Genomic DNA, 12,985 nt, shown 5'->3' with positions numbered 1-12,985 from the left:
GACTTCGAGTGAAGCTGGAGGTAGTAAACGATTACCCGTAGGGAGTTATCTGTATGTGATCGAGCTTAACGACCCAGACTTCTCCCCGAAGCAAGGTTGGATATATATCAACTATTAACCCGCTATTTCATACTTGCAAAAACAGGATGGATGCACTAAAGCGTAGCTGAAGGTGTCATGGGGGAAGTACCTATACACTTGTTGTAAGGCGGCTACGCTTGGTGTTGCATTTTTAAAAGAATCAACCAATACAGAAAAAGAATCAGAGAAACTAAAAAGAGACATGAGAAGATCAATATATATGAGGCTTTTGGTAGTAGTAGTATTCATAGGGCTACCATACAGAACACTGGCCCAACAGGATCCTAGTTATACCTTGTATAACTACAATATGAATGTGGTGAACCCTGCCTATGCAGGAAGTAGCGAACAGAGTCAGTTAAACATTAACTTTCGTAGTCAGTGGGTTGGCTTAGAGGGTGCCCCTGAGACCCAGAGTCTGTCATTGGGTATTCCGATCAATGATCAGATAGGTATCGGGGCCTCGGTGGTGAATGATCAGGTGTTTGTCCTAAATGAGACGGATGCCTACATCGACTTCTCGTATAAGCTGCAATTAACAGATAACACAAAACTCTACCTAGGCCTAAAGGCTGGAGGGTCTTTTGTAGATATTGATTTAAACTCGCTACAGATTACGAACGATCCGCTGTTTACAGAGAATGTGAGTAGTTTTAATCCGAACATCGGGGTGGGGGCCTTGTTAAGAGGTAGCAGTTACTATTTAACCCTATCGGCTCCACAACTACTCAAGAGTGATCGCTTTGAGAAGCAGGCGGGTATTGCTACAGAGGCCACTGATGAGCTGCACTTCTTTGCAGGGGGTGGCTATCATCTAGCAATCAACGAGAACCTTCGATTCACTCCCTCGACGATGGTGCGACTGGTATCGGGTAGTCCGACGACGATCGATCTGACGGGGACCTTTGATATCTACAAGCGTGTGGAGTTAGGACTGAACTACCGACTGAATGAATCAGTGAGTGGACTGGCCTTTGTGAAGATGGCAGACTGGATGGCTTTTGGGTATGCGTATGACCGATCGACTACCAACATCGGAGACTACAGCAGAGGATCACATGAGGTGTTACTTAGGTTTAATTTGTGATTACTAAAAGAAGTGTAGTATGAAAGCTAAAATATTAGGAACAATACCAATACTGTTATGCTGTACATTGATAGCAACAGCTTCTATAAAGGATATCTCTCAAATTGGTTTTAAGAATAAAATAAATACGATGAAAGACAAAGTGGTGAAAGGAGCTTGCGATTCTAGCCTCAGATCATTAACAAAAGCACTTGAAAATCTACAAAAAAGAAAGGAACAAGGTAAGGTGTCTAGCGGCGGATTTAAAACTTATTTGGGAAATGCCGATCGTTATTTAAAGGCAATCAAATCAAAGTGTCCTGATTTGGACATCTCAACTCAGGAAGAACAATTAGAAAGCTTCCGTTCTGAATATAATGCTGCTGGCGGTGCAGATGGAGCAAGAAAAGCAACAATGCAAAAAGGATATTATGATAAGCAAATAGATCAGCTCGTTCTGGAAACGCACCCAGCCTATAACACTTTTTACCGATTCAAAACTGATTTATTAACAAAGGCTTTCGAATACTATAGGCATAAGAAACCTACAAATAGTTTTAAATTATTGAAGGATGCAAAAGAAGCCTTGACCCAAATCACTAATCAACACCAAGACTTGAACCTTGCATTGGCGCATTCAGAAATTGAAAGATTGGAAGGGTTACTGAATAGTGAATCTGGACGTGAAATAAGCTTAACATTGAATAAAGAGGCAGACGCAAACTATTTCAGAAATCTAGTAATGAATCTCCCCTACATCTATAGCGAAGGTCCCAACGGTGCTCGCGGAGCGAAAGGGCTAAAAGATTTTACGGGCGATTGGGTTTATAAAACAAATAAGATGTTTGAAAGCTTTACGGTTGAACAGTTTCAAAATAATATTGAAACTTCAAAAAAAGAAGGTACTTATCCAAGAGTTCAGTTTTATGCAGAGCAGGTACAAAAGGCATTGAATGATTATCCGGCATTCATATCAAAAAGTAATGGGATGTTCAATACCTATATTGATTATCTTAACGATTCTAGTGTAAAAGGTAATCCCCAATTGGAGATTGAGCAATTGAAAAGGGCTCAAATGTTTTGCAAACTACTACTGAAATTTGCACCAGGGAATCCTACGGCCTCCAAATGGTTGACCCAAGTAGAAAGTCAGATGAACTCAAAGAAAAATGCTATTTCCTATGATAGCGAAATGCATGAAAAGTATTTAGGGAAAATGCTTTTTTCCAAAAAAGAAATTACCGTTGGTAAGGAAGTGGCATCTGATTTCACAACAAGCTTTAAAGCAGGTGATCATATTTATGGTATTGTCTATCTGCCGACGAGATTACGGAAACTTACCGATTCATATGCTATGAATAATATGGAGATTTCTATTAACGGAGGCATTATATCCAATCCTACTAATACGGCCGTGTGGGTAACAAGCCCTATGCAAGATAAAAACTACCTGCAATTCGCGTTGTTACCATGTGAACAATGGAAGAAAAAAAACGGCAAACCATATCTGGAAAATGATATTCGGACATTTGAACATACTTTGAACGGTTTGATAAATGCTGGTCCATATAGCGATGTTGAAGTTGGGGTAAAGCTAAGTATGAGAAAACCGGGTCAATCATTCAGAGCAAGCTTTAAAATAGATGTATCATCAGGCTTGGATGAATTAAGAAAAATGCTCACCCAATCGGAAAATGAACGGTTAAGCGAAACCAAGCTGCCAAAAGCAGGCATGAATGATGTGAACCTGCAAAATCAAGCACTTGCTATCATGAGAAGAAAAAGTGAAGGCTCGGGAAAAACCTATAATAAAGCCATAATCACATCTGTAAACTGGGATTACGACAAGAGCTATGCGGGAGTAACAGTATCCCGTTCTATTGACATTGCTATGGTATCAAAAGAACATGATGGCAAGTGTATGTATCAGTATATCAACTTTAAACAACAAGCAAAGGGTGACGGGACCTTTAATAGCAATTTGGAGTTTGCGGGAGCAGGAACGAATGTTTATATATCCTGCGATAATGTAAAATAAAGCGATGTGTATGCCTAAATTTCCATTGATTGAAAAACAGCTATTGATAGTAAAGTATCAGGTTTTACTCCTATTAATGCGCATAGTGCTGGTATCGATCTTTATTTGGGGATGCTATGTCATTTATATTTTCGGAAATGCAATATTCTAACCATAACTACAAAGCCCCATTAGTGTTCTTGCTTATCTGTTTGATATGCATAGGGGTATTTGTAGTACTAATAGAAAGCGGTGTATTAGGATATTTACATACTCCATAAAATTCTTGCGGAGCTAGAATTCAATATGTATTTTAATTGATTGAGTTTTTAGATTAGTAGCGAAAAGCAGCATATTGGGTTATATGCTGCTTTTTTGACTATCCAAAAGTATACAACAGATATCCAATAATAACTAGAACAAACCTCCAAAGTAGTTTTTGAACCAATTCTTTAGAAAAGTGTTTTCCCGTTTCTAGGTACTCATCTGTATGTTTGTTATCTGTACCTATTTTTTTTGATAGCTGTGCTCCTGCTTTTCCACTTAAATTCAAGACATACCATAACAATATCCAGCAAAAATTGATGCCTGCGAAAATGAGAATAATTAATCCAATTAGTGAAACCATATTATAGATGTTTAATGAATAAATGACTTAAATAGTTTGTTGTAATTAGGCTTACGACAAAAACAATGATGAAAGTGTATTTTGTTTTTGTAGAGAAATGCTCCCAAGACCAATTTGATTGTTGATTGACTTTTAAAGTGATTAGCTTTTTAGGAAGAAGCAATGCGACTAATGCAATGACACAAAAAAATATTCCTAGTTTTAATAATCGCGGGATGTAAAAACTTCCATCTTTTATCATGGTATAACTCACAAAAATCATCAGGGAACCAAGAATAAACGAGATAATAACAAACGATATTTTTACTTTTCTCGAACTCATCAATAGCTACAAAAACTTTTAGGCACAATGATGGGATCGGACGCTGAGGATAAGGTTTTTAAATATGTTGTCACTCCTGTTTTAGGGTTATAGACATAAATTTTTTGACCTTTGGAGTAACTTCCTGTTGAACCTTTTCCTTTGTATTCGCTTTTAATACCATTAGGTGACGTTCTAAAGTAAACAGCGTGCAAACAGGCGATACGATATTCTCTTCTTTGCGGTTTTATATTTCGTTCCTTATCCAGTTTAATCCAATCGGCTTTTGAAAATGATAACTCGAATTCGCCCTCTGCTACTTTAGGTTTATTTGAATCTTGAATAGTGTTGTTAAACAAAAATACTTCCACTTTTATAGTGTGAATGCCAGCTTTGAGCTTTTCTATAATCGTTTTTTGTCCGTAATAGCGATAAAAACCAGCGGAACCATAGAAGTTTATTTTTTCAGGTTTCATGACGTTTCCGGTATAGTAAGTATTTGGTTCTAAGTTATTGGGGTCTATTTCAACCCACTTATGAGTCAATTCTCCATTGGCGTAGATATGGAACTCCAAGCCATTGTCAGTGATTGCTAGCCAACGTTTGTCGTTGTTCTTTTTTGCTTGATCAACCGCTAGGTTTTGAATTGATTTTGGTAAGAAAAGATGGAAATCAAAAGGAGTCTCCATTTGCACCTTGCTAATAAAATTCGGATTGCCTTTTCCATACGTATAGCTGCCAAACATAAGTTTACCGAGGTGTTTTTTATGAATGTCATTAGGCACACCATTGTCTTTATGGCTATCAAATTCTGCTGCACGCTCTTTCTCCCATTGCTTGATCATTTCAGCCTGCTGTGCTTGGGCTTGGGCTAATGCCTTATGTTGTTGTTCCATTAATGCTGTGTCCCGATCGGGAACAATCACTTTTTTACTTGAAGTATTGTGTTGGTCATATGCCAAACGATACGCTTCTATTTTTTTCTTGAATTCAGCTAATACAGGAGAGTTTATGTTGGCTTTTTGAAGTATGGCCATATATTTATCTGCTTTCTTAATAAACTTGCTATAATTCTGTTCATAGTTTGCATCACCCCACTTAGGAGATTCTGCCAATGTTGTGAGCTTTTTCGTAGCAAATTTTAAACCTATTTCTGCTGCTTTTTGCGCTTTCATTGAATGTATAGTAAGCAGAAAAAATGATAGAGAGATAATTGTAATAAATCGCATTTTTTGAGTTTGTTTTTGCATTCGCTATTGACTCAAAAGTAGCAGCTTATTAAAGTGATTGATTTGTAGATTTATAACCGTAGGTTGATATTTCAATACTGTTTAGTTTACATTTAAACTTGTGTATCAATAAGAGGTTGTAGGCTTGCGAAAGGTTTTCAAAATCTTGAAACCTCGAATTTGTTCATTCATGATTTTCGTTTTTAAATCAAATGATATCGTTTTTAAATCAAATAATTACGATTTTTAATGTGTTCAATACATCTTGTGTCATAGAACTATATTTGACTCTTGTGATTCAAGTTCATAGCAGCTAACCTTACATTTGATGAAAAAAGTTGTAATCATTCTTTTGTTTTTGTGGTTTTTTAAGGGTTTCTCTCAAGAAAAATCCAATAATGAAATAATCGATTTTCAAAAGGCGTATCAGCTTAGAGATATTGTTTCATCACAAATTGATAAACAGCAATATGATAGTGTTCCCGCATTGTTGAATCAGCTTAAGATGGCTTACGAATTAAAGGTTGATACTGTGTCAGCTATGGTAAGCGAAGTACACGCAAAGTACTTTTATTATACTGGTGCTTACGAACGTTCGGCCAATTATTTAATTGAAGCTGCCAAAGTGTATAAAAAAATGAACGATTCTTTGGGGGCATCAATGATGTACAGCAATATAGCCGAGCTACTGGCTGCAGCAAAATCAAAACCCAAAGAACAATTAAAATATCGATATGAAGCGTTGGAATTATGTCCGGAAAGGTTAAATGCTAATTGGCATATAACCTTGCTGCATAATTTAGGGATCTCCTATTTTGAAAGAGATCAACTAGACAGTTCAACGTATTTTTTGAAGCTAGCATTTGATAAAAGTAAAGCAGAAGATTACAGATTAATTACAGGCTCATCTTATGTGCAGTTCGCCAAACATAGTATGGAGACCTCTCACTACCAAGATGCTATAGCCTATGTGGATACGCTGATAATATATTATAAGAACGACGTACCTATTGAAGTATTTCAAGAAGGGATGATCAACAAGGCTAGGGTTCATTTTAATATCGGAAAGTTTAACGAGGCAGAACGCGATTTAATGTCGTTTAAGAATGATGCACTAACGGCAAATTTAGAATCAATTTCAGACCTTTTAGCCAAGGTTTATGAAAAACAAGGACGTTTTGAAGACGCTTATTTTGAAGCGCAGACTGCGCAAAGACTAAAAGACAGTATTTTCAACTTAGAAAAACAACTAAGATTAATAGAACTTCAAGAACAGTATGATAATGAAAAAAAGGAAAACGAGAATCTTCTACTAAAACAAGAAAGTACACAAAAAGATCTTGCGCTAGCAACCAAAAACAACTGGATATTAACAATAGCCGTCTTCGCCTTCGCTTTGATCGCAGCAATCATTTATTTTTGGAACCGAAGGGTTCTTAAGGAAAAGGAAAGGCGAAATCAAACCGAACAGCAACTCCGAAGAGCACAAATAAACCCGCATTTCTTTTTCAATGTGCTCACCAGTATTCAACAGAAAGTGTTGTCTTCTTCCGAAAAGAAAGATAGTGTTCGGTATATTTCCAAATTTGCAAGATTGATGCGCCAAACATTGGAGACAAGTTTCAATGATTTTGTTGACATCGATGAGGAGGTTATGATGCTAGAAAATTACATTCAATTGCAAAAAATCAGGTATAAAAGTAAGTTCGAGTATGAAATCAAAAACAACTGTGAAGATGCTATTGCGATTCCTACTCAAATAGTGCAACCTTTTGTTGAAAATGCTATTGAGCATGGTTTTAAAAATATTAATCATACCGGAGAATTAAAGGTCATTTTTTCAACAGCCAATGATCAGGTACTAAAGGCAGAAGTTATTGATAATGGGTCCGGAATAGAAAGTGACATGAAAAAGAAAAATCATACTTCAAGAGCCATTCAAATAATCCAGGAACGTTTACGGCTGTTTAAGGATGAAACGAAATATTTTCATGACATTAGTACCGGGAGTCATGGTACACACATTACCATATTTTGTCCATATCAATGAGAGCAGTTATAATAGATAATGAATCAGATGCGAGAAGCTATCTGAAAAATTTACTGGAGATGTTTTGTCCTGAGGTAAACGTGATCGGTATGGCCGATGGCGTAAAAACCGGGATTTTGATGGTAACTGAGAAACAACCTGATTTTGTTTTTTTAGATGTTGAAATGGATGATGGTACTGGCTTTGACCTACTAAAGCACTTTGCCAATAATATTTTTTTCAAAGTAATTTTTAGTACTGCATATGATAAGTATGCACTGCGTGCGATTAAATTGAGTGCTATTGATTTTTTATTAAAACCTGTTGATCCCGATGAACTTATTGAAGCAGTCGAAAGAGTTAGAGAGCAGTCTAGCAAAGAGGATGAGTTTCTAAAGCTTCAGGCCTTGCAAACAAATATCGCTACAGACTATGGAAAACGTATCGTTTTAAAAGATCAGACCAATATTTATGTAGTGAATATTGAAGATATCATGTATTGCGCAGGCGAAGGTAGTTATACGACGTTTTATTTGGTTACAGAAGAGCAAATAACCATCTCTAAAAACCTCAAGGTATATGAAAAACTACTACCTGATCGACAATTCTTCAGGGTACATACTTCTTATATCGTTAATCTCAATAAAATAAAGCGCATCACTAAAGGACTTCAGGATATTGTGGTAATGAATGACAATTCAGAAATACCCATTTCAGTTCGTCGAAAAGCTGATTTGATTGCCAGAATTTCTTAGCTCTTTCATAAAATAAGCTACTACATTTTTAAATTACTTCGCTACGGATTTGTAACTCCTAAAAAAATGTAAGCATGTGGTTTATCTTTAAAAGGTAAATCCTTCCTAGGTTGAGACAAAAGTAGTTATGATTCCAAAAAATTCTAATAAAGATCCACTTGATAACAAAATTCAGGTTTCTTATCAGGCTATGTGTAATTGGCTTGATAAGGCGGAAGCTATGAAGGGGCAACCGGAATCAAGACTATTCATTCGCAACGCAGAGGCCTATGCAAATAGGTTAAAAAGAATTGCCAGTAAAATTGATATTAGTCAAGAGCTACATCGTTTAGCACAGCTAAAAAAACAGCTGTCACGGTAAATTATTTGGTAACACTTTTTCGCAAAGGAACGACACTTTTAAAAGTGACCTTCACACTTATCAAAATCCGAATATTTAGCCTGTTTTGTCATTTACATTTGATTGATTTCTAAATCAAAATGAGCGTTAATTCTTGATGGAATGAAGTACTCATAATGAAAACTAAATGAATCTTATCATGAGAAAACAACTACTCTTTAGCCTACTATTTTGTGCCGTAAGCTGGTGTTACGGACAAATAACCTTAATACCCGATGCTAATTTTGAACAAGAATTGATAACGCAAGGTATTGACAGTGATAATACTGTTAATGGACAGGTTTTTACCGCTGATATTGCCTCTGTCACGAATCTCGATGTATCAAACAAGAATATTTCCGATTTAACTGGAATAGAAGATTTTACCAGTATGATTGTTTTTAACGCATCTTCAAATACAGGGATTCAATTAGCTGATTTTAATGGTTTAATCTCTCTGAGGGACTTAGATATGGATGACTGCACCATGCTGAGTAATATCGTGCTGCCTGTTAATGGGAATCTTGAAGATCTTGAGTTGCGAAGAACCAATATTAGTAATATCGATTTGTCCTCTGTTCCAAATTTAGAACAACTCTTTCTTAGTGAAACTCAAATATCCACCATTGATTTAGGTAATGTACCTGCGCTTAATACGCTAGTAGTCAATCAAACTGGAATTAGTTCTTTAAATACCACATCACTTCCAAGTTTAGCTGCCTTAAATGTAGATGATACTACGAACTTTACAGGCAATTTTGACCTTAGGCAAAATACGATACTAAGTCTTTTTAGCTGTTCTCGAACAGGACTTTCTACATTAGATTTAAGAAACGGAAACAATGCGAACATCCTCACTATGAATGCTTTCAGCAACCCTAATTTAACCTGTATTGCCGTTGATGATCCTAATAACATACCTGCCAGTTGGCAAATAGGTGCAACTACGTCTTATGCTAGTGTTTGCACATCTCAACCAATAACCTTAATACCCGATGTTAATTTTGAACAAGCTTTAATTACAAGGGGTGTTGATACTGATGGCGTTATTAATGGACAAATATTTACCGCAGATGCCCTGGCAACATCAGGTGCTTTAGACTTGATAGGATTCAATATTAATAATTTAACCGGCATAGAAGCCTTTGAAAATCTGGAAGTTTTAATAGCAATAGGTAACCCTTTAGCAGGCTCTTTGGATTTTACGAATCTGACTGCTATTCAACAGATTTTTATCAATGGTTCTGGACTCGAGTTTTTAAATGTTAGCGGGTTAAGTAACCTCGAATTTTTGAATATAGCGGCAACAGGGATAAAGGATATTGATTTAAGTACAAATTCAAATCTTGAAATATTTGATGCTAATAATTCAAGTTTACGCTCTGTAATTTGGCCAAATAATACCGCTAATCTTTCCGGTATAAATGTAACTAGCACTGATGTTGAAGTGTTGGATCTTGAAGATTACTTTAACAACGCGGGTGTATTTAGGTCGCTTTTTGCAACAGATTGTCCTAATCTAGAATTTGTAAGTGTAAAATCCGTTGCAAACGCTGTTGATGTAAGTCAGTCTCCAAATTTAAGCTGTCTCCAGGTTGATGACGTAACTGTAGCAAATCAAAAAATTGCAGGTAATAGCTGGACTGTTGATACCGGTTTAACAGTGAGTACCAATTGCGGAGCAGCTCCGGTTACGGCCAACATTACAGTGCCTCAAAATCCAGTCAATCCGGTAACAGTAACGATTGATTTTAATGAAGCGGTAACTGGGTTGGCTTTAACCGATTTTACGGTACCGGCCAATGTGGTTTTATCAAATTTAAGCGGAAGTGGAAGCTCTTATTCATTTACAATTACAGGTACTTTTACCACGTGTACCGAAACGGTTAATATTACGCTTCCAGCTAATAGCGTGACCAGCGTAGCAACTACTGAACCTAATAGCACAATTAGTAGAACACTACAGCTTTTAGAGAACCAACCGCCAACGGTGGTAACACAAAATTTTACCCTACAGTTAGATACCAACGGTCAGGGCAGTATTACAGTGAATGATATCGATAATGGTACCGCTGATAACTGTACTCCTGCTTCAGATTTAACGTTTACATTAAGTACAGCGAATTTTGATTGTTCTAATATCGGACCGAACACCGTAACCTTAACGGTAACCGATGATAACGGGAATACCGATTCCGCTACGGCAATTGTTACTGTTGAAGACAATGTGGCTCCAGTTATTGCTACCCTGAATATCACACGACAATTAGATACAAATGGTAGTGTCTCCATTACCTTAAGCGATGTAGGGTTCCCTACTGATAATTGTGTGGTGGCTACGCAGTCAATCGATATCACCAATTTTGATTGTAGCAACATAGGCCCTAATACGGTTACCATTACAGCTACCGACAGTTCAGGTAACACGACCACCGAAACGGCTACCGTTACTATTGAAGATAACATAGCACCCAATGCTATAAGCCAGAATTTTACCCTTCAATTAAATGCAAATGGGCAAGCTACGCTAACAGGGAATGATATTGATGGTGGTAGTAGCGATAATTGCGCATTGGTATCGGTTGTTCCAAGTAAAACCGCCTTTGATTGTACTGATTTGGGTGTAAATTCAGTTGACTTAGTTGTAACCGATGTGAACGGAAATGTATCTACAGCAACGGCAACGGTGACGGTTCAAGATTCACCATTTACTGCCATAGCACAGGATATCACTGTTGCGCTCAGTCCTTTAGGACAGTTCACAATCATACCGGAAGATATAGACAATGGTTCAGGTAGCGGCTGTATTACAAATCCGACCCTTAGCCTGGATGTTACGAACTTCGATTGCAGTAATATTGGACCCAATACGGTCACCTTAACGGCAACGAGTGGAGGCAATACAGATACTGCAACAGCTATTGTAACGGTGGAGGATACTATACCACCAACCGCAATTGCCGTAAACGTAACAGTGGCACTTGATAACAATGGTTTAGGAAGCATAACCCCTGCCGATATTGACGGCGGCAGTACGGATAATTGTGCTGTGCAATCTACTGCTATTAGCCAGGGGAACTTTGATTGTAGCAATATAGGAGCGAACAATATAACGCTTACAGTAACCGATATTAGTGGTAATATAAGCACAGCTAATGCAGTTGTTACTGTAGTTGATAACGTGTTTCCCAATGCTATTACTCAAAATACAACCATACAATTAAATGCCAGCGGTCAGGCGACCTTGAGTGGAAATGATATTGACGGAGGAAGTAATGACAATTGTGGATTAGCTTCAGTGGTGCCGAGCCAAACAACATTTACGTGTAATGACCTGGGTCAAAATACTGTTGATTTAATCGTAACAGATGTAAATGGTAATGTATCAACGGCACAAGCCACGGTGACCGTTAATGAACAGCCATTAACTGCAATTGCACAAGATATTACTGTACAATTAGATACTAATGGCCAGGCTACGGTCACTCCACAAGATATTGATAATGGCTCCGGAAGTGGTTGTACAACAAGCCCTGCATTAAGTTTAGATATTACAGACTTTGATTGCAGCGATATTGGGTCTCCGGTGACGGTGACATTAACCGCTACTGTTGGAGGAAACAGTGTGACCGATACAGCAGTTGTAACGGTTGTTGATAGTGTTCAACCAAATCTTCTCTTACAGGATACGACGCTACAACTGGATACGAATGGAACTGCAACCTTATTGCAGTCAGATGTTGTGACTAGTGTAACCGATAATTGCTCGGTTGCATCCACGACCTTATCAACGACTAGTTTTGATTGTTCCAACCTAGGTCCTAATGAAGTAGTTGTTACGGTGACCGACGGAAGCGGGAATACCACAAATTTTTCGACCACGGTAACCGTTGTAGACAACATTGCTCCTTTGGCAATTGCTCAAGATATCACAGTACAATTGGCGGCCAATGGACAGGTGAGTATTACAGGTTCGGATGTGAATAATGGTAGCTTCGATAATTGCGGTGTCAATGTATCCGTTAGCCCATCAACGTTTGATTGTTCCAACTTAGGTGCTAATACCGTGACTTTAACCGTAACCGACCCAAGCGGTAACACCGACACCGCCACTGCGGTTGTGACTGTTGAAGACAATCAGCCCTTAACAGCCATTGCCCAAGATATCACGGTACAACTAGATGTTAATGGTCAAGCCACCATCACCCCACAAGACGTCGATAATGGTTCGGGTAGCGGATGTGGTAACATCAGTTTAAGTTTGGATACCACCACTTTTGATTGTTCCAACATCGGGCAGAATACAGTGACGCTGACGGTCACTGAAGGCCCTAATACCGAAACAGCCACAGCCATTGTAACGGTAGAAGACACGATTCCTCCAAGTGTAATCCCCCAAGTCATTACAGTACAGCTAGATAGTAATGGTCAGGCTAGCATTACACCCAATGACATCGATAATGGTAGTGCTGATAATTGTGGGATTGCAACAAGAACATT

General features: G+C 37.8%; 8 protein-coding genes. 6 read left to right on the top strand and 2 right to left on the bottom strand.

Annotation, left to right across the window (positions count from 1 at the left end; all coding sequences use genetic code 11):
• Positions 1–283 precede the first annotated feature (283 nt).
• Both ABN763_RS18890 and ABN763_RS18885 read left to right on the top strand, forming a co-directional pair.
• On the top strand, positions 284–1,168 hold the full coding sequence (locus ABN763_RS18890) for a type IX secretion system membrane protein PorP/SprF (RefSeq protein WP_410487067.1): 885 nt from the start codon (positions 284–286) through the stop codon (positions 1,166–1,168).
• 19 nt (positions 1,169–1,187) lie between these two features.
• Complete coding sequence (locus tag ABN763_RS18885) at positions 1,188–3,185, top strand: hypothetical protein (protein ID WP_410487066.1); 1,998 nt, start codon at positions 1,188–1,190, stop codon at positions 3,183–3,185.
• Positions 3,186–3,543: 358 nt separating this feature from the next.
• Here ABN763_RS18885 and ABN763_RS18880 read toward each other — a convergent pair whose 3' ends face one another.
• Together ABN763_RS18880 and ABN763_RS18875 are read right to left on the bottom strand one after the other, a co-directional pair.
• Positions 3,544–3,792, bottom strand: a complete 249-nt coding sequence (locus tag ABN763_RS18880) for a hypothetical protein (protein ID WP_410487065.1) — start codon at positions 3,790–3,792, stop codon at positions 3,544–3,546.
• A 321-nt stretch (positions 3,793–4,113) separates the two neighbouring features.
• Positions 4,114–5,268: a hypothetical protein gene (locus ABN763_RS18875; RefSeq protein WP_410487064.1), complete on the bottom strand. Its 1,155-nt coding sequence runs from the start codon at positions 5,266–5,268 to the stop codon at positions 4,114–4,116.
• Positions 5,269–5,650: 382 nt separating this feature from the next.
• On the opposite strand from ABN763_RS18875, the gene ABN763_RS18870 reads away from it, so the two are divergent.
• From ABN763_RS18870 to ABN763_RS18855, 4 genes are all read left to right on the top strand, one after another.
• Complete coding sequence (locus tag ABN763_RS18870) at positions 5,651–7,372, top strand: histidine kinase (RefSeq protein WP_410487063.1); 1,722 nt, start codon at positions 5,651–5,653, stop codon at positions 7,370–7,372.
• Positions 7,369–8,106 carry a LytR/AlgR family response regulator transcription factor gene (locus ABN763_RS18865; protein WP_410487062.1) on the top strand — a complete coding sequence of 246 codons (738 nt, stop codon included), beginning with the start codon at positions 7,369–7,371 and terminating at the stop codon, positions 8,104–8,106. Before ABN763_RS18870 ends, ABN763_RS18865 begins: the two co-directional genes overlap by 4 nt.
• A 127-nt stretch (positions 8,107–8,233) precedes the next feature.
• Complete coding sequence (locus ABN763_RS18860; RefSeq protein WP_410487061.1) at positions 8,234–8,467, top strand: hypothetical protein; 234 nt, start codon at positions 8,234–8,236, stop codon at positions 8,465–8,467.
• A gap of 178 nt (positions 8,468–8,645) precedes the next feature.
• The coding region (locus ABN763_RS18855; RefSeq protein WP_410487060.1) for a beta strand repeat-containing protein at positions 8,646–12,985 on the top strand (4,340 nt) is incomplete at its 3' end.

Origin of the sequence: Spongiivirga sp. MCCC 1A20706 (genome assembly GCF_046524175.1) — a bacterium.
Lineage (GTDB): Bacteria > Bacteroidota > Bacteroidia > Flavobacteriales > Flavobacteriaceae > Spongiivirga.
The sequence above is the reverse complement of the archived record's forward strand: the minus strand, read 5'-3'. Positions and strand labels throughout refer to the sequence as shown.